The 18,218-nt window shown below is 38.0% G+C and carries 16 protein-coding genes; 12 read left to right on the top strand and 4 right to left on the bottom strand.

The window, feature by feature from the left end; translation table 11 throughout:
* Window positions 1–76 precede the first annotated feature (76 nt).
* Complete coding sequence (locus PN471_RS13025) at window positions 77–1,567, top strand: HEAT repeat domain-containing protein (RefSeq protein WP_271777208.1); 1,491 nt, start codon at window positions 77–79, stop codon at window positions 1,565–1,567.
* Between the two features lie 51 nt (window positions 1,568–1,618).
* On the opposite strand, the gene PN471_RS23360 is transcribed toward PN471_RS13025, so the two are convergent.
* Both PN471_RS23360 and PN471_RS13035 read right to left on the bottom strand, forming a co-directional pair.
* On the bottom strand, window positions 1,619–3,094 hold the full coding sequence (locus tag PN471_RS23360; RefSeq protein WP_334311917.1) for an SUMF1/EgtB/PvdO family nonheme iron enzyme: 1,476 nt from the start codon (window positions 3,092–3,094) through the stop codon (window positions 1,619–1,621).
* A 164-nt stretch (window positions 3,095–3,258) separates the two neighbouring features.
* Window positions 3,259–3,849 (bottom strand): hypothetical protein, encoded by a 591-nt coding sequence (locus PN471_RS13035; protein ID WP_271777209.1) that lies wholly within the window; start codon window positions 3,847–3,849, stop codon window positions 3,259–3,261.
* Between the two features lie 354 nt (window positions 3,850–4,203).
* Here PN471_RS13035 and PN471_RS13040 point away from each other — a divergent pair, with 354 nt between their 5' ends.
* Both PN471_RS13040 and recQ read left to right on the top strand, forming a co-directional pair.
* Entirely contained in the window at window positions 4,204–4,671 is a 468-nt protein-coding gene (locus tag PN471_RS13040) for a DUF29 domain-containing protein (protein WP_271777210.1), read from the top strand.
* A 145-nt stretch (window positions 4,672–4,816) separates the two neighbouring features.
* The gene (gene recQ / locus PN471_RS13045; RefSeq protein WP_271777211.1) at window positions 4,817–7,006 is read left to right on the top strand and encodes a DNA helicase RecQ; all 2,190 of its coding nucleotides are present in this window, start codon (window positions 4,817–4,819) and stop codon (window positions 7,004–7,006) included.
* 304 nt (window positions 7,007–7,310) lie between these two features.
* Here the strand turns inward: recQ and PN471_RS13050 are convergent, their stop codons facing one another.
* Window positions 7,311–7,547, bottom strand: a complete 237-nt coding sequence (locus PN471_RS13050; RefSeq protein ID WP_271777212.1) for a hypothetical protein — start codon at window positions 7,545–7,547, stop codon at window positions 7,311–7,313.
* A 237-nt stretch (window positions 7,548–7,784) separates the two neighbouring features.
* On the opposite strand from PN471_RS13050, the gene PN471_RS13055 reads away from it, so the two are divergent.
* The 9 genes from PN471_RS13055 to PN471_RS13095 all read left to right on the top strand — a co-directional run bounded on the left by PN471_RS13055 (window position 7,785) and on the right by PN471_RS13095 (window position 17,506).
* Window positions 7,785–9,740: an AMP-dependent synthetase/ligase gene (locus tag PN471_RS13055; RefSeq protein ID WP_271777213.1), complete on the top strand. Its 1,956-nt coding sequence runs from the start codon at window positions 7,785–7,787 to the stop codon at window positions 9,738–9,740.
* A 91-nt stretch (window positions 9,741–9,831) separates the two neighbouring features.
* Entirely contained in the window at window positions 9,832–10,281 is a 450-nt protein-coding gene (locus PN471_RS13060; RefSeq protein WP_053537811.1) for a YlqD family protein, read from the top strand.
* 267 nt (window positions 10,282–10,548) lie between these two features.
* Window positions 10,549–11,325: an HpsJ-like protein, cyanoexosortase A-associated gene (gene hpsJ-A / locus PN471_RS13065; protein WP_271777214.1), complete on the top strand. Its 777-nt coding sequence runs from the start codon at window positions 10,549–10,551 to the stop codon at window positions 11,323–11,325.
* Between the two features lie 10 nt (window positions 11,326–11,335).
* Complete coding sequence (locus PN471_RS13070) at window positions 11,336–12,949, top strand: archaeosortase/exosortase family protein (protein WP_271777215.1); 1,614 nt, start codon at window positions 11,336–11,338, stop codon at window positions 12,947–12,949.
* Window positions 12,950–13,412: 463 nt separating this feature from the next.
* Window positions 13,413–14,720 carry a dihydrolipoamide acetyltransferase family protein gene (locus PN471_RS13075; protein ID WP_271777216.1) on the top strand — a complete coding sequence of 436 codons (1,308 nt, stop codon included), beginning with the start codon at window positions 13,413–13,415 and terminating at the stop codon, window positions 14,718–14,720.
* 138 nt (window positions 14,721–14,858) lie between these two features.
* Entirely contained in the window at window positions 14,859–15,176 is a 318-nt protein-coding gene (gene trxA, locus PN471_RS13080) for a thioredoxin (protein ID WP_027403754.1), read from the top strand.
* An 814-nt stretch (window positions 15,177–15,990) separates the two neighbouring features.
* Window positions 15,991–16,686, top strand: a complete 696-nt coding sequence (fabG, locus tag PN471_RS13085; protein WP_257120443.1) for a 3-oxoacyl-ACP reductase FabG — start codon at window positions 15,991–15,993, stop codon at window positions 16,684–16,686.
* A 385-nt stretch (window positions 16,687–17,071) separates the two neighbouring features.
* Window positions 17,072–17,278, top strand: a complete 207-nt coding sequence (locus PN471_RS13090) for a type II toxin-antitoxin system HicB family antitoxin (protein WP_053537805.1) — start codon at window positions 17,072–17,074, stop codon at window positions 17,276–17,278.
* 102 nt (window positions 17,279–17,380) lie between these two features.
* Window positions 17,381–17,506 (top strand): type II toxin-antitoxin system HicA family toxin, encoded by a 126-nt coding sequence (locus PN471_RS13095; RefSeq protein ID WP_236630619.1) that lies wholly within the window; start codon window positions 17,381–17,383, stop codon window positions 17,504–17,506.
* 90 nt (window positions 17,507–17,596) lie between these two features.
* Here the strand turns inward: PN471_RS13095 and PN471_RS13100 are convergent, their stop codons facing one another.
* Window positions 17,597–18,031: a DUF29 family protein gene (locus PN471_RS13100; protein ID WP_271777217.1), complete on the bottom strand. Its 435-nt coding sequence runs from the start codon at window positions 18,029–18,031 to the stop codon at window positions 17,597–17,599.
* Window positions 18,032–18,218: the final 187 nt, after the last annotated feature.

The following is an 18,218-nucleotide window of genomic DNA, read 5'->3' on the forward strand; positions in this document are numbered from 1 at the left end:
ACACTAAATTCTAGTAATTTTTTTCAAAATACCACCCTGTCAATATCAAAATAACTTTTATTGATATAGTAAATTTATGAAACCAGAGGATTTTGTCACAACAGCGATTGATGATTGGGATGTCTTCTTACCCAAAAACCATAAAAATCAACCCATAGACAGTCAAGCATACCGCATTTTTGACCCCCAATGGCAACCAGCAATATTATCCTGGTTTGGACGCAAAGATGTACCCCAAGAGTCAAAAGAGGCTTTTATTCAAGCTTTGGTCAATTTTGAAGATGGCTGTGTACCATATCAGGGTAAGGGTTTTTATGGTTATCGCGCCTATTTTTTAGCAGCAGCAGCGATCGCTCAATTCCCAGAATCTACAAAAGCTGATAACATAGTTCAACAACTGGTAAATTGGAAATTAGATTATTATCGTTTCAATAGCATTGAACAGCAAGTCACTGTAGGACTTCAAGAAACTGACAGAACCAAAGCTATAGATACTTTAGTCCAATCAATCAACACATTACAACAAAATTTTACCCTTTCTCTCGCCATTACTAGCTTAGAAACAATCGGATCTGGTAGTGAAAAAGCCGTTGTCGCTTTAATACAACTATTGAATACGTCACAGGATAAAGACATTCGTAGACGAGTAGTTAAAAGCTTAGGAAAAATAGGCTATGGTAATGAACAAGCTATTTCTGCCTTATTAGAAATTATAACTACATCAGATAACAATGATATCCGTAAGCAAGCGACTGAAAGCTTAGGAGAAATAGGCTATGGTAATGAACAAGCTATTTCTGCCTTAGTGCAAATTTTAGATACAGCACAAAATGATTCTATTTATTGGCAAGTAGCTGAAAGCCTAGGAAAAATAGGCATTGGCAATGAGAAAGCCATTTCTGTTCTAGTAAAATTACTAGATAGATCAGGTAATAAATATACAAATAGATTAGGGAAAATAGACAATAACCACGAAAAAGCCGTTATTCTTCAAGCGGCTACAACCCCATATCAAATAGAAACTGATCACGAAAAAGCCATTGCCGATTTAATCCAAAGTTTAGATATATCAGAGGATGAAGAAGCGATTAGTCAAGCACTTTATACATTAGGAGAAATAGGCAAAGGTGATGTAAAAGCTATTTCTGCTTTAGGGCAACTTTTAGATACATCAGAGAATAAGTACATCCTTGTGCAAGTAGCCGAAAGCTTAGGAAATATAGATCCTGGTAACGAAAAAGCTATCTCCACTTTATTACAACTTATAAATACATCAGAAAATGATGAAATTATTGTCTATGCACTAGAAAGTTTAGGCAATATAGGTATAAATAATGAAAAAGCCATTGCCGCATTAGTGCAACTTCTGGATAAATCACAGAATGAGTACACCCATAAACTAGCCGCTAAAAGCTTAGGAAAGATAGTCACCAGCAATAAAGATATATTCTTGGTGGTGCAAGCTTTACGTCGCTATAAACTAGATAGTGAAGACTATGATCTGATTTGGAATTGCGCCCAAAATATGCCCTATCCAGAATTTTATCAAGCTTGGCATCATTCTTGATTTCTTAAAAAGATTTTTCCCTTGCAAGCGAAAGACTCAAAGTCTAAAAAACTACAAAATCCATGAAGAACTACAAGCAACTCGAAACCCGTAAGTGTTATGTTCCTGTCCTGAATTAGCGTAAAGACGACGCATTGAACGACAATTTGCAAGACCAGTATACCAAGAACCACCGCGAAGAATTCTTCCTTTTGTATTATGACTTGTGTTTATCCATGCGCTTCCATCTGTAGGCGCACCTTCATAGCTATCATGCCAATGGTCTTGACACCATTCCCATACATTTCCGTGCATATCGTATAATCCAAACCTATTAGCAAACTTCATACTACCTACTTCTGTTGTTTCCTCTCGATAATCTCCTTCACCACCATATTTGCCATTATAGTTAGCCAAGTCTGTTTTCAGTGTTTCACCAAAATGAAATGCTGTTTTTGTCCCAGCGCGACAAGCATATTCCCATTCTGCTTCACTAGGAAGGCGGTACTGTTTTTTAGTATGATGTGAGAGGCGTAAGCAAAACTCCTCCGCATCATCCCAAGAAACGCACTCAACAGGGCGATTTGTTCCTTGAAAATGAGATGGGTTAGGATTTAGTTCTCGATTTATTTGTGGGAAAGAAGCTACTGCTTTCCACTGCGCTTGAGTGACAGGATAGCGACCCAAACAGAAAGATTGTATAGTTACACCATGTTGTTCTCCTTCTCGTCTAAAATAGTCTTCATTATATAGTTTACATAACCTCTCAATTTCATCCTCTGTTGTTCCCATCTGGAATATTCCACTTGGGATAGATATCATTTCTAAGATTACATTATTTTCTAGGTTTACATTATTAACTAACTTTTCAATAAAATATTTAGCTTCAATTTTTACTTCTTTAGTTTCTTTGCTTTTGTAACTAACTTTGTTTTTCCTATCTATAATAGCAATTTCAAAATTAAAAGGCTGCATGAAGGGCGAAGCATCATATAACATTGGACAACCATAAGCATCAAAATTATTTTCATGCTTTTTTCCTTCGATATTTCTCAGAGTAAAATTCTTTTGTGACTCTTGAGGTAGTGCTTGATATGTTGCTTTATCAATATATAACCAACCAGGATCTGCCACTGTAACCATTCGTGAAACTGTAAACAAAACACGATGCCCTATTATTCTGTCAATACCTGATTGAGATTCATCATATAGAACATTACCCGTTGCTGCACCAATACGAAAAAGTCGCTTATTATCTTTTGTGATGTTATATTTATCAACCTTTATACAAAAATCTTTAACAAACTTATAGGCATCATCAACATCTTTAAATAATATACGATAACCATCTCCACCCAAAGAATAAGTTTCGTTGTAAATAGATGTAATCCTAATTGGATTAAAAGCATCTTCAACAAATTTTCTAATTTGCTCAACAAAGAGTTTTGTACCTTGTATACCTAATTGATCTTCAATAAATTTAGTTGATTTTGAAGACTGAAATAAATCGAGTTGAACTACAGTTAATTGGATGTTTTCTTGTGACATAGGTGCTGTTATCTTCTGTGAATAAATCTAAATTGATAAAATTGTGAATATTAAATATAGTTCGCTGTAGGAGTTTAGCATTGCCAAACTTTTACAGAATGTATATATTTAAATTATATATATTTCGTTTTTGTTGTCAAAAATAATTGAATATATCATAAAGATCACAAACGATGATAAATAATTAAACTTATCAGAATTGAACAGGGAATTACTAAAATAGAAGCAATTAAAACCTTTATCGCATAGGTAAAAACTTCAAACTTCAAAAAAGCAATTTCGGCATTAATAGTAATTTGTGCAGCAATATCTTTATATTCCTTGTATTCTTTTCTGTCAGCTAGTTTAGCTATATTTAGATTACTATGAAAATAGGGTTCATTCAATGCTTCCAGTAATTCATCCGGTTTATATTTCTGTAAATGTCCAAAATACCAAAAATTATCTTTTATTGGATCTTGGGAATTTGATTTTTTATTTCGTCTATCTCGCAACCAGAAAAGATCCTCTAGATTTGTTTTAGGCAAAAAAGAAAGAGAACAAATCAAAGCGCAAATACAAAGCAGAATCGTTGTTAACAACAACCCAAAATTTAAAGAATGGGGAATATTTTGTGCTGTGACTAAAAGAGTGATAGTTGCAGTAATAGCAGCACCAGAAAAAGCCAGCAGAACACCATTTTTAGCCTCTGCAAACTTCAGCCACTCATTCACATTCTGGAAAATCGCTAGGAGCTTAGTAGAAACCTCATGCATAAGAAGTTTTTATGTATATAAAGCAACAGGAGTATATAATATCATTACAAATACAGATATTATCAGTTCACGTCACTTTTTTATAACTATGGATAGAAGAAATTTTAGAATTTAAGTAAAACAACCTGAAAATCAAGGTAGTTCCTCAAATAACCACTCATCCCCCGCAAAGCTTGGTTTGATTTAATTAGAGCCAGCGTGTTATTATACACATTATCAGAAATTGACATTTAGCGATCGCCCAATTCATAGAGATAATTTTTGCAGCCCTATTATTTGACTCACTAAAATAATGAATGATATGTTGCCCAAGAGAGACACTATCTTGCGGTTGCTGTAACAGGAAAATAACCCATGAAACAAGCAATTTCAGTTAAAACTACAGAAGTGGTATCTCTTTATAAAGATGACTATTTACTGTGGACAGAAGAAATAGTTCAAAAACTACGAGCTAGAGATTTTAATCAGCTAGATATTGACAATTTAATTGAGGAAATTGAATCTTTGGGTAAGGAAACAAAAAGAGCTTTTAAAGGGCATTTACGCGCTTTTTTTGAACACTTGTTAAAACGGGTATATGTGAATATGCCGCAAGAGTTTAATGGCTGGGAAAGGACTATTGATAATGTGCGCGTAGAAATAGAAGATATACTAGAAGATTCCCCTAGTTTACGTCCCTACTCAGCCGAAATTTTTGACGTGGCTTATCAACAAGCACTTAAAAAAGTTAAGCGCGAATATCCACAATATTCATTTCCTGATACATGGCAATTTAATCGAGAAATTGAATCTATTCTCAATCAAGATTTTTGGCTGGACTAAAATACAATGTCTGGGAATATCTATAAATTCTAGCTTTCGCCATTCCCCCAAGGTGAGTTAAAATTCTAATATCTTCTGTAGGGGTAAAGCACAATGCTAAACCCTCAGACTACACAGACAAGCATCACCAGCACAATCATCTACCATGCTTCAGTACCCCCACTTAGAAAAAGCCTTAAAATATCATTTTGGTTATGATCAATTTCGCCCTGGACAACGGCAAATTATCGAGGATGCGTTGGAAAATCGTGATTTAATGGTAGTCATGCCCACAGGTGGGGGGAAATCTCTGTGCTTTCAATTACCAGCACTTTTGAAACCCGGTTTAACTGTAGTAGTGTCACCATTAATTGCTTTAATGCAAGATCAAGTAGAAGCACTGCGAACTAATAACATTTCTGCCACATTTCTCAATAGTAGTCTCAACGCCTATAAAGTTCGCTCCCGAGAAGAAGCGATCATGAATGGTAAAATAAAATTACTTTATGTCGCCCCAGAACGCCTTGTTAGTGACCGATTTCTCCCCCTTTTAGACGTAGTTAAGGAAAAAGTGGGGATTTCCACCTTTGCCATTGATGAAGCCCATTGTGTCTCAGAATGGGGGCATGATTTCCGTCCAGAATATCGGCAATTAAGATTACTCCGCAAACGTTATCCTGATGTGCCTACAGTTGCGCTGACTGCTACTGCCACAGATAGAGTTAGGGCTGATATTATTGAACAATTAGGATTAAAACAACCCAGTATTCATATTGCTAGTTTTAACCGCCAAAATCTTTATTATGAAGTCCGTCCTAAAAGTCACCGCGCTTACGCCGAATTATTAGAAATAGTTAGAGAAAATGAAGGTTCAGGAATTATTTATTGTTTGACTCGTAAAAAAGTTGATGAACTGACGTTAAAACTCCAAAATGATAAGATTTCTGTTTTGCCTTATCATGCTGGTTTAAGTGATGAGGAAAGATCAAAAAATCAAACTCGGTTTATTCGGGATGATGTGCGAGTCATGGTAGCCACAGTTGCCTTTGGGATGGGTATTAATAAACCTGACGTGCGGTTTGTTGTGCATTCCGATTTACCCCGAAATTTGGAGAGTTATTATCAAGAATCAGGACGAGCGGGCAGAGATAGTGAACCTTCTAAATGTACGTTATTTTTCAATTATGGTGATATTAAAACTATAGAATGGAGTATTAATCAAAAAACCGATCCTCAAGAACAATTAATAGCTAAACAGCAACTAAGACAGGTAATTGATTATGCGGAAGGGACAGATTGTAGACGCACAATTCAATTAAGTTATTTTGGGGAAAGATTTCCCGGCAATTGCGGAAATTGTGATAATTGTCTTTATCCCAAACCTGTTCAAGATTGGACAATTGAAGCCATGAAATTTTTATCTTGTGTGGCTAGGTGCAAAGAAAGATTTGGAATGTTACATATTATTGATGTTTTGCGAGGCGGAAAAAATCAGAGAATTATTGTTAATAAACATGATCAACTTTCTACCTATGGAATTGGCAAAGATAAAACAGTAGATGAATGGCGAATGTTATGTAGATCCTTATTACATCAAGGGTTAATAGAACAAACGGCTGATGGTTATTCAGTTTTAAAACTCAATGCTTTAAGTTGGGAAGTGATGCGAAAACAACGCCCAGTTTCCATTGCTGTTCCTACAGTCAAAAAGATGACTTGGGAAGAGGGAAGTGGCAAATCCGCAGATGTGGAAGTTCTGATGCAAAAATTGCGATCGCTTCGTAAACAACTCGCAGACGAACAAGCTGTACCACCCTACGTTATCTTCCATGATTCTACCTTAAAATTAATGGCACAAAGCCAACCCAAAACCTTAGATGAATTTGGCAATCTCTCCGGCGTTGGTAGCCATAAATTATCTCAGTATGGCGAAAGGTTCTTAGCAGAAATTCAGACTTATTGCCAACAACAAGGTTTGCCAGAAAAAACTATTAATCGAGTTAGTTCCTCACCTTATTCTCACTCACCATCTGGTACAGAATTAACTACATTAGAGTTATATAACCAAGGATTGAGTATTGAAGAAATCGCCCAAAAACGCAATATTCGCCCTACGACAATTATCCGTCATCTCTCAGATTTAATTGAGAAAAAACAGTCTTTAGACTTGAGTAAATTAGTCCCCCTAGAACGCCAAAAGAAAATATGGAATATCTTAGAAGTTGTTGGTGATATTTCACTCACGCCTATTCGGGAAAATTTAGGTGAAAGCTACAGTTTTGATGAAATTCGTTTAGTTAGAGCAAAATGGCGACGGGAAAAACAGAAATCTCCTAAAGATGATATTGACTTTTAGTTTTTAGCCGATAAAGCCAAAGATAGCAGCTTAGGTAAAACCAAACAAATAGCCGCATTTAATAGTGTTAAAAATATACCATCCATTAAATTCATAAATAACTCCTTTTTATAGGTACTGATGATCGAAACATCTTTATTTTGCCTGATAAACACTACATTTGAGCAACTTTGAATTTTTAAATATCTTTGATATTACATAAGTAAATTAAATAGAAATCCAGTAGGGGCGCAGTCCCTGCGCCCAAATGTAGAGAATACAGGGAATACGCCCAAAATGCAGATAGTACGCGCTAATTTCCTCTTTAATTAGGAGAACATTGATTACAAAAACGCGGGCTAAATTTACAAAATTGACTACCAGTTAATGTGTAGGCTGTACAGTAGGGAAAACTAGTGATTCCCATTTTGGCAGGTTGGCAATCAGATACAATGGAAAATGGTTGAGATTCTTGAGGTTTACGAACCAAAATTATAGACAGCAGCTTGGGTAAAGCTAAACAAGCCCCCGCATTGATGACGGTGAGAAATAATACATCCATCAAATCTATAGGGAATTACTCCCTGACGAAATTACATAGGAACAGTTTGGTTAGTCTTGCGGTTAGTCTTAAAATATATGGAAATGTAGTAAGACTCAACCATAGTATTTAGTTTATATAAAATCAGTTTAGCATAGATTTTTATAGATGGAAAGGTAATAGTTCAGTAATTGTGATCAATTAATGTGTAAACTAAATATTAAATAGCATTATTAGTTGAATCTTACAGTGGTATTCATGACAAAAAACCAATCTGCAATAGCTAACATTTCTGAGCGAGAAAGTCTGTCCTTACGGAGTTTAGTAGATTACACAAATGTTGAGTCATTACCGGAAATTTGGACTCTAGCGGCAAAGAAATTTGATAATATTATTGCTCTACATAATCCTCACTCTAAACCAGAAGTAAAAATTACCTATGGTCAGTTGTCAGAGCAAATTCAACTATTTGCGGCTGGTTTACAATCTCTAGGTATCAATACCCACCATAGCGAAACTCTTCCCTATGGTGAACGGGTTTCCCTGATTGCTGATAATAGTCCTCGCTGGTTTATTGCCGATCAAGGTATTATGACTGCTGGAGCGGTAAATGCAGTCCGTAGCGCCCAAGCAGACCCAGAAGAACTACTTTATATTATTTCTCACAGTGGTAGTACAGCCTTGGTAGTTGAGGATATCAAAACTCTCAATAAATTAGGGTCAGGACTCGATGAATTACCGATTAAACTTGTAGTTCTCCTTTCCGATGAAACACCACCCACAGAATTTAATTTCCCAGTGGTGAACTTTACCCGGTTATTAGAAATTGGTAGCAATAACACCCTGGTAGCAACTAAGCACACTGGCGCAACATTAGCAACCTTAATTTATACCTCTGGAACTACGGGAAAACCCAAGGGTGTGATGCTATCTCACAAAAATTTACTGCACCAAGTTAGAAACTTGGGAACAGTAGTACAACCAGAGAAGGGAGATATCGTTCTGAGTATTTTGCCCACATGGCATAGTTATGAACGCAGTGGTGAGTATTTTCTCCTTTCTCAAGGCTGTACCCAAATTTACACTAATTTGCGTTCTGTTAAAAATGATTTAAAGAAATTTAAACCCAATTATATGATTGCTGTTCCTCGTTTATGGGAATCAATTTATGAAGGAGTGCAAAAACAATTCCGCGAACAACCAGCCAACAAACAAAGATTGGTCAAATTTTTACTAGATATGAGCCAGAAATATGTGGAAGCACGACGTATTTCCCAGGGATTGAGTTTAAATCACCTTCATACTTCAGTTATGAAACGTTCCCAAGCCAAAATAGTAGAATTAGCCTTGTTACCACTCCATATACTAGGTGAAAAATTAGTTTATGCCAAAGTGCGAGAAGCCACTGGTGGAAAAATTAAGCACGTTATTAGTGGTGGTGGGGCGCTACCTGCATATATAGATAACTTTTTTGAAATTGTTGGTGTGGAAATTTTACAAGGTTATGGTTTGACAGAAACCTCACCAGTAACTAATGCTCGTCGTCCTTGGCGAAATTTACGGGGTTCCTCGGGGCAACCAATTCCGGGTACGCAAGTAAAAATTGTCAATCCTGAGACTCGTCAACCAATACCCCCAGGAGAACGGGGTTTAGTGCTGCTCAAAGGCCCACAAATCATGCAGGGCTATTATCAAAATCCCCAAGCTACAAACAAAGCTATAGACGCAGAAGGTTGGTTTGACAGTGGTGATTTGGGTTGGGTGACACCTGAAAATGACCTAGTATTAACAGGGAGAGCAAAAGATACCATTGTTTTAACCAACGGGGAAAATATTGAACCACAGCCTATAGAAGATGCTTGTTTGCGATCGCCCTACATTGACCAAATTATGTTAGTAGGACAAGATCAACGTAGCATTGGCGCTCTGATTGTTCCTAACCTAGAAGCCTTAGCCGCATGGAACCAATCTCAAAATCATACCGAAACGATTGACTTAGAGAGTAGAACAGTCCAGGATTTGTTTCGTCAAGAATTAAATCGGGAAGTCCAAAACCGTCCCAGCTATCGAGCCGATGATCGTATTGGAGCATTTAAACTCATTGAGGAACAATTCTCAATTGAAAATGGACTCATGACACAAACTCTGAAAATCCGTCGTCACGTTGTCATGGAACGATATTGCGATATTATTGACAAGATGTTTGCTAAATAATTTCCTAATTTCCCCCTAAATCTTGGGCGGGGAACCCCCTACTGACTCCTCTCCACACTACAAACTATTTAAGAGTGAACGTACAAATTTTATGGATGTCTCCAACCCTCAATTGCTTTTAAAACGCCCAATTAATGTCAAAGCCATAGTTACTAGTCTCTGGAAAGAGGAAGTACAACAGCAACTCCAAGCTCAGATTAATCAAGTTGACCAACAACTACAACAACTAGACGTTGAAGGACAAAGAGCAATTAGCGCCATTCAAAAGCAAAGTGTTCAACCACCAGGACCCCAAACACTCCAACAAATTGACAATATTCAACTGCAAGTCAATCAAAAGAAAAGTGAACTCCTAGAGCAGAAAAACCAAATGCTGCAAAACCTCCAGCAAGTACAATTGTTGGAATTAGATCAAGAAGTCAACCAATTTCAAATGGAAAGCTTTTTCCGCATCGAACTGGGTGATAATTTGATTAGTAAAATGCAGGTGGAAGTTGTCCTGCGTGATGGCATTGTTGAAGAAATTCGCGGAGATATCTAAACAACTTAATCCTCGACTTCTTGGAGAAGTCGGGGATATTTCTTGAAGCAGGGGAAGCGATCGCTTATTTGATAAGTCAATGACTATATTGAATCTCTAAAAGATAAATTTTACTAATAATAGCTAAAAACCGAAATTTTTGACACACTACCCAATTTATAATCAATTAGATAGTTTGGCTTTGTTCCTGCTAATTAATCTTATAGGGCTTACGCATTGACAAAGTTTTCTAAGTATGTAATGTGCTATATACCGTAAACAAACATCATGAACATGAAGAACATTAAAAAAAGCATTAACTTCTTCTTTTTCTCTTTAGTCAGGAATTTTATCAAATTTTTCCGTCGGGTTAAATTAATAGGAATCTCATTTAATAGTAGTGATCTGACTGGTCTATTACCAATCATCGGTTATGCTCTTGTGATTATGTCATTCATAGACTTTATCTATGTTGCTTCCCAGTTTCAACTGCAAAACTTTGAAAGTCAACTTAATTCCATTAGAGCATTCACTGAACACAGTTGGGTTTTTTTGATTGGTTTGGGGTTTATTTTTACTCGTTATTTTAGTGAAAATCAATATGACATCCGCTTTCCAGAAATTATTTTTCAAAAAATTATTCGCTGGATAATCCTATTGATGGGAGTCGCATTTTTCCTGGCAATTCCCCTGGTTTTTGTAAATACAGGACGTTTATTAAAATCAGTAAATAATCAGATCATCGGACAGCAAAATAGCAATATTGAACAAATAAGCCAAATAGAAAAGAGTCTAAATTCTGGGGTTACTACAGCACAACTTAAGCTTATTGGTAAGAATATCAACCTGAGTCCAAAGGAATTAAATTTACCAGATCCTCAGATCAAAGATTCAATTAAACGAAACTTACTCATTGCCAAAAGAAGAATTTCCGAAGCAACTGACCAAGCCAAGCAACAGCAATCTAAGAGTATATGGAAAAATAGTTATAGAACAATTATTGCTCTCTTTATTCTTAGTTTTACCTTTGTGTTTGTTTGGTTCAAAATAGGCCAGGCTTTTTAGAATGTTACAGATGATGTCAGCAATTAAACGTAAAATGGGAAGATTCAGGAAAGTTAAACTTGATCATACTTTCCTACTCCTATTCATCTTTGGGTTGATTTCTGCAATTAACTTAACACTCTACTCGCTAGTTGACAAAGATGTTCAAAACTGGTCATACCTGCTGTTGCTATATGCAAGTATTTTATTTAACATTTACGATAGACGCAATCACATTGCTTTTGTCAGCAGGTCTCCTGCTAATTTCATTGGTTTTTGCCTAGTTATTATTCCTTACATCAAGGCCGGTTTTTTAGTTGAAGCAATCTGGGTTTCCTGGTATTTTATTGCCTTGATTAGTGCTACTGGTTTAGCCTTATTAGCATCAGGATTTACAGGAATTAAACAATTCCAGAAAGAATTAGCAATTATTGTCATCCTTCCCACTTTCACTTTCATCTTTATCCGATTATTGTTGTTATTGTTGGGTCGGTTTTCTGTTACACTTATCTCTGCGAAAATAACCTCTTTTGTTTTATGGTACTTGGGATTTGATTCCGTGAATCAAGGGACTATAGTTTATGTTAATGGTGGCGCGATTGATATATATGATGGATGTACTGGCATATCACTCCTACTCATGCTATTAAGACTTTCCATCACGCTAGTAATTCTTTTTCCCTTTTTACTGAAAAATATTTATTTGCCTTTTATCCTTTCATTCCTTATTAGTGGGGTTTTTTCCATCAGCCGATTAATAATTATGGCATTAGTGGTGACAGATAAACCTGCATTTCATTATTGGCATGGATATGAAGGTGGTAATATCTTTGCTGTTCTCTCGTTCCTAACCTTTGGAACCATAATTTTGTTACTATCACCTAATAATCAAATTCCATTATCACCGTCAAAGACCACCTCTGGCAAATCCCAGCCAGTGTCCTATGCAAATCTAATCATAGGTATTAGTTTGATCATCATTTTATTTAATTTTTGGTTTTATTACAGCGTGAAGTTGGGCGAAGTTGCTACCTATAGTTTTCCCCAGCAAATACCTCTACCCGGTTGGCAATTAACCGCTAGTGAACCTGTTTCCATACCGCAAAAGGAGCAAAATCTCCCGCAACAGACTATAGATATGGAAGCTTCTCAGATAGAAGCCAATCACAGCAAGGATATCATATCAGGACAAATTTATCATTACCGAAAAGCCGGACAGGATTTAACTGTCAATTTTTACTACATCCCCTCTAGTTCTAATTTAGGGAATGTTCAATCCTACTACAATTCGTTGGCTTTTTTGCCAGATTTACCTAAGCTAATAGAGCCTCTGGAAAAGATTAACCCTAAAGGTTATCATTTACAGTTCTCCTCTGGAGGAAAAAACTATTTGACAGCCTGCATTAATTCCATGGGAAAAAGTACAGCGACAGTGAGTCAATTCATTGCCTATTTTTATCGTCCTTACCTTAATCCCTCTCAATGGTTGAATCTCTTCAACGGTAAACAGACTCTCCGTGACAAACGCTGTGTCTGGGGGCAACTCGCCTTGTCCAAAGCTGATGGTAGTGAGGCTGAATTGGAGGCTGTTTGGCAGGCTTTATTGTCTTATTGGCAGGGTAATTTCCCGAAGTTGAAAAACTAAGTAGGTTGGCGTTGAAAATTGTCGTTATGGCAAGGCAAAAGGCAAGAGGCAAGAGGCAAAAGGCAACAGGCAACAGGCAACAGGCAACAGGCAACAGGCAAGAGAGTTTGGGAATTTGGGAGTTTGGGAGATTTTACGTTTCTTTACACAGTTTGGTTTTATTGTGTTCACCTACTTAGACAAAAAGATTTACTCCCATACAAACGCCAAAATAGAGTATTAGGGGGTTGACAAATGATTTTGGATTTGTTACCATAGAGAAGATAAGGAAGAACTATATTCTTACAAAAATCCATTCAATTCCTCAAAACCGCTGACAATGAAGTAGGCGGTTGTGTTTTGGGCAAAAAAACAGATAGTTCTCATTAATCTGATTTTTCCAAAAAATCACCCACTTGATCACAAAACTGTTAAAATTCGTAGATTGAAGTCCATATATTATTGATTCTGAAACCACCATATCATGAGCATTAACGAAGTATTTATGCCGGCGCTGAGTTCCACCATGACCGAAGGCAAGATTGTCTCCTGGGTCAAATCGCCTGGAGATAAAGTGGAGAAAGGCGAAACGGTGGTGGTTGTCGAATCAGATAAAGCTGATATGGATGTAGAAACCTTCTATGAAGGATATCTCGCCCATATTATTGTTCCCGCTGGTGAAACCGCACCAGTCGGCGCAGCGATCGCTTATATCGCCGAAACAGAAGCAGAAATAGCCACAGCCAAGTCCCTAGCCAATGCAGATGGCGCTGCTGCCTCCTCCACACCTGTCCCCATACCAGTTGCAGTTGCCGCAGTTGCCGCCCCTGTCACCCCATCTCAAAATGGTTCTAACCATCAACCGGGCAGAGTCGTAGTTTCACCCCGCGCCCGTAAACTAGCCAAAGAACTCAAAGTAGATTTAAATACCCTCACAGGTAGCGGTCCCTACGGTCGCATTGTCGCTGAGGATGTAGAAGTTGCAACTGGTAAAGTTCAGCCAATTACTACCCCTGTTGTCACTGCCGCCCCAGTACCAGCATCAGTACCAGTAGCCGCAGCAACACCTGCGCCTGTAGCCGCACCAACAGCAGCACCAGTAGTTAGTAGTGCTGTTCCCGGTCAAATAGTACCATTCACTACCTTACAAAATGCCGTAGTTCGGGGTATGGTAGCCAGTCTATCCGTACCTGTATTCCGTGTTAGTTACACAATTAGCACCGATGGACTCGATAAACTTTACAAACAAATTAAGTCTAAAGGCGTAACAATGACCGCGCTACTAGCCAAAGCTGTAGCCGTGACATTGCAAAAACACCCCATCCTCAATGCCAGCTACTCAGACCAAGGAATTGTCAATCATCCTAATATTAACGTTTCCGTCGCCGTAGCCATGGATGATGGTGGTTTAATCACACCCGTTTTGCAAAATGCAGATACAGTTGACATCTACTCTTTATCTCGCAACTGGAAATCCTTAGTAGAACGCGCTAGAGCCAAACAGCTACAACCAGCAGAATACAACAGCGGTACTTTCACCCTCTCCAACTTGGGAATGTTTGGTGTAGATACCTTTGATGCCATTTTACCGCCTGGACAAGGTTCTATCTTAGCCATTGGCGCATCACGTCCCCAAGTAGTAGCCACAGCCGACGGCCTATTTGGTGTCCGTCAACAAATGCAAGTAACTGTTACCTGTGATCATCGTATCATTTATGGTGCTGATGCCGCCGGATTCTTGCAAGACTTAGCAAAATTGATTGAAACCAATCCTCAGTCTTTGACAATGTAAGCACTAATACTCAGATCCCCGACTTCTTAAAGAAGTCGGGGATCTCAAAAGGGGATCTATAAAAAATATAAACATATACAAATTACAGATTCTAAGAACTAACATTAAAACAAACAATTAATTAAAAACTGGTGTGTTATGACCATTAAAAAAGAATTCAACAGCTTTGAAGAAATGCTATCTGGTTCAGATGTACCCGTATTGGTAGACTTTTATGCTGACTGGTGTGGTCCTTGTCAAATGATGGTGCCAATTTTAGAACAAGTCAACAGTCAATTGAAAAACCGTTTGCGGATTGTCAAGATTGATACAGAAAAGTATACAGAATTAGCCAGCCGATACGGGATTGCGGCTTTACCAACCTTGGTACTATTTAAGCAAGGACAGCCTGTAGATAGAATTGAAGGTGTTGTGCAAGCACCACAATTAGTACAACATCTGCAACCTCTTATTTGAACCTTTAACATAAGTAGGTGAACACAATAAAACCAATCTGTGTAAAGAAAAGTAAAATCGCCTAAACCCTCTTCACTCTTGCATGATTGCCTTTTGCCTTGCCATAACGACAATTTTCAACGCCAACCTACTTAGTTACTGTCTTCAATAGACACCTCCGAAAAATATTGTAGAGACGTTCCATGGAACGTCTCTACAAGGGTTTAAAGTCACGCACATTTAATTCTCGGAGATGTTTAATTAAGGTTTGCTGAAAAAGTTGTCTGTGAAGGTAGGGCTTTAGCAGTGATTATAGGTGTCAAGTTAACGTTAAACGGGCGGTTAGAAACCGCGTCTACACAGGCAAAACCCACCTGCGTGGGTTTCAATTCTTGATTTTTCCTTAGTCCGCGCAGGCGGTCACTGAGCTTGTCGAAGTGCGGACTTTGTTTGTGTAGCAAGCCCTAATTAGAGATGCCAAATCCCACGTCTCTATGACAGCACTGTGTGTTTCTTCTTTTGCCCCTTTGTGCCTACATCTGCGGGATATCTAAGAGAGATTGCGCGAAACAAAATCATGAAATTGATTCTGGAAAATCCACGCTATCTTGAATAAAGGGCGTTGCTGATTAAGGGTATGAATTTTAGTCTCACGCAAAGGCGCAATCACGCTTCGTGATCTCGAAGAGTAGACGCACTGAGGTTTGAGTTTTAAAGGTTCAATTTGGGAATTTCATACCTCAATATGGCTAATGCCTCCGGCTCCCGCAGGGATACGCCACGCAGGCTATCAGCAACGCCGAATAAAGAATATCCAAGGAGTGCATCTTTAATAATGAAAGGCAAACAAGTTTTACTTACAGGTGGCACAGGGGGACTCGGTTTAGGTGTCACACCCGCAGTTATCGCCCAAGGTGCAGATGTAACTATTCCTTATCGTAATCCTCAAGATGTAGAACGGCTCAAAGGAATTATTTCCCCGGCGGATTTTGCAAGAATTCATTTTATTCCTGCTAATTTGGAAGATGAAGCATCAGTAGAGAAACTGGTCAGCCGCATGACAAAAGTGGATGTGTTAATTCATTTGGTTGGTGGTTTTTCTATGGGAAAAACTCACAAATACAGTTTTGATGATTGGAAACAGCAAATAGATTTAAACTTAAATACAACTTTTTTGACTTGTAAATATAGCCTTGCAAGTATGCTGGAAAATGGCTATGGACGGATTGTGACTGTAGGTTCTCGCGCTGGTGCTGAACCTGCTGCACAGTTAGCAGCTTATTCTGCGGCGAAAGCTGGGGTAATAGCCTTAACAAAAGCGATCGCTCATGAAACCAAAAATACTAATATTACTGCTAATACCATTCTCCCCAGTATCATTGATACTCCCAGTAATAGAGCCGCTATGGGTACAGAAAACGCTGATAAATGGGTAAAACCCGAATCTATCGCCCAAGTTATCTGCTTTTTAGCCTCAGAAGCAGCCAAGGATGTCCGTGGTGCAGTCATTCCCGTTTATGGTAGTTTGTGAAATAAACCACGACTGAGAAAGAGAAAGGTTATGAGAGTGGTAAGCTGTTGTGCATTTAGTTTGTATAATTCTAGCGGGCAAGATGCCCGCACTACAAAGTTCAAGTAAATTATGGTTATCAAATTTAGCTGCGTAACAGCTTATCTGTTTGTTACTCAGCAGGTATCACCTATAATTATTAGACATCTCCAAAAATTAAATATGCGTGACCTCAAGTCACTGTAGAGACGTTCCATGGAACGTCTCTACAATCTTTACGGGAGATGTCTATTAGTTAAAGCGATCGCAATTGACTTTTTTCGAGAATCTGCGGTAATCTTCCATTAAGACTAATAATCGAAATTTTCAAAGCTAAAATACAGGTATTACTTAACTACAACTTAGTATGAAATTCAATGTCACGATTGATCGAGATGAAGATGGTGTCTGGATGATTGAATGTCCTAGTATTCCTGGTTGCATTAGTCAGGGAGCAACAAAAGAAGAGGCTTTAGAGAATATTCAAGATGCAATTTCTGCTTGCTTACAAGTGAGGGCAGAAATGGGGTTGCCATTGACTATTGAAACTAAACAAGTAGAAGTCTTAGTATAGTTATGGCATCAAAATTACCTGTTCTGAGTGGACAAGAAGTAGTTCGTACCTGTTGAAAAGCTGGGCTGGCGATTTGCACGCCAAAGTGCAAGTCATATCATTTTGGTCAAAGAAGGTGAAATGGTAACTTTGTCTGTTCCTGATCATCATGAGGTGGCAAAAGGGACTTTACGTGGACTGATACGAACTGCTGGGTTAACAGTAGAAGAATTTATTGCCGCTGTTTAAATATATGGTATGTATTATTGTCAGTATTGGCGATCGCTACGCTGACCTTCTGAATCGCCTAAGCTCCCATTAGAATCCTTAACACCCAGTTTAAATTTCTAGATTTGTAGAGATTAAAATCATGGCGCGATCGCATATCTCTTGACGGTTGACTAGTTTGGCTAACTCATGGGGTTCATAGCGTCCTTCTTCAACCTCTGAGGAGGCGCGATCAACTGCTTCTGTATAAGCTTCAGAAATTGCTAGGCTTAATTCATCGGTATTGAGGTATGTTCCGCCAGCTTTACGTCGCTGGTTTTTGGTTTGGATGCCACGTATAGAGTTGCGAATTGATAGCTCCCACGATTTCGTAGTGCGATTTTCTGCTTTTTGCTTGATTAGATGTATGAGCAGAATTACTGCATAGCTACGAATGTTGTTGATTTTATCGTCTCTGCTCATTTCTTCTAACTCGTCAACAATTGCCAAAGCTCCAGTCATATCACCTTTAAGTAGTAATTCCCTTAATGTCAAAAGTTCTTCCATATCTTTAATTATGTGAGAATGGGATATATACTAATTATAGTATTAGTTACTAGGACTTACGCACTGTACAAATTCACCATGATGTGCATGAACGAAAATCCCTCGTTTCAGGCTTTTGGTGATTAACTTCTGCTCAATAGCGAGCGCTCAAAAATCATCAAAAAAATCACGTTAAAATGCCCGAAAC

Source organism: Aphanizomenon sp. CS-733/32 (assembly GCF_028330045.1).
Classification (GTDB): domain Bacteria; phylum Cyanobacteriota; class Cyanobacteriia; order Cyanobacteriales; family Nostocaceae; genus Dolichospermum; species Dolichospermum gracile.

What these genes read in the sequence shown, in the direction of transcription:
- PN471_RS13025 (WP_271777208.1), top strand. Translation starts at nt 77, where the DNA reads ATGAAACCAGAGGATTTTGTCACAACAGCGATTGATGATTGGGATGTC.
- PN471_RS23360 (WP_334311917.1), bottom strand. Translation starts at nt 3,094, where the DNA reads ATGTCACAAGAAAACATCCAATTAACTGTAGTTCAACTCGATTTATTT.
- PN471_RS13035 (WP_271777209.1), bottom strand. Translation starts at nt 3,849, where the DNA reads ATGCATGAGGTTTCTACTAAGCTCCTAGCGATTTTCCAGAATGTGAAT.
- PN471_RS13040 (WP_271777210.1), top strand. Translation starts at nt 4,204, where the DNA reads ATGAAACAAGCAATTTCAGTTAAAACTACAGAAGTGGTATCTCTTTAT.
- recQ (WP_271777211.1), top strand. Translation starts at nt 4,817, where the DNA reads ATGCTTCAGTACCCCCACTTAGAAAAAGCCTTAAAATATCATTTTGGT.
- PN471_RS13050 (WP_271777212.1), bottom strand. Translation starts at nt 7,547, where the DNA reads ATGGATGTATTATTTCTCACCGTCATCAATGCGGGGGCTTGTTTAGCT.
- PN471_RS13055 (WP_271777213.1), top strand. Translation starts at nt 7,785, where the DNA reads ATGACAAAAAACCAATCTGCAATAGCTAACATTTCTGAGCGAGAAAGT.
- PN471_RS13060 (WP_053537811.1), top strand. Translation starts at nt 9,832, where the DNA reads ATGGATGTCTCCAACCCTCAATTGCTTTTAAAACGCCCAATTAATGTC.
- hpsJ-A (WP_271777214.1), top strand. Translation starts at nt 10,549, where the DNA reads ATGAACATGAAGAACATTAAAAAAAGCATTAACTTCTTCTTTTTCTCT.
- PN471_RS13070 (WP_271777215.1), top strand. Translation starts at nt 11,336, where the DNA reads ATGATGTCAGCAATTAAACGTAAAATGGGAAGATTCAGGAAAGTTAAA.
- PN471_RS13075 (WP_271777216.1), top strand. Translation starts at nt 13,413, where the DNA reads ATGAGCATTAACGAAGTATTTATGCCGGCGCTGAGTTCCACCATGACC.
- trxA (WP_027403754.1), top strand. Translation starts at nt 14,859, where the DNA reads ATGACCATTAAAAAAGAATTCAACAGCTTTGAAGAAATGCTATCTGGT.
- fabG (WP_257120443.1), top strand. Translation starts at nt 15,991, where the DNA reads ATGAAAGGCAAACAAGTTTTACTTACAGGTGGCACAGGGGGACTCGGT.
- PN471_RS13090 (WP_053537805.1), top strand. Translation starts at nt 17,072, where the DNA reads ATGAAATTCAATGTCACGATTGATCGAGATGAAGATGGTGTCTGGATG.
- PN471_RS13100 (WP_271777217.1), bottom strand. Translation starts at nt 18,031, where the DNA reads ATGGAAGAACTTTTGACATTAAGGGAATTACTACTTAAAGGTGATATG.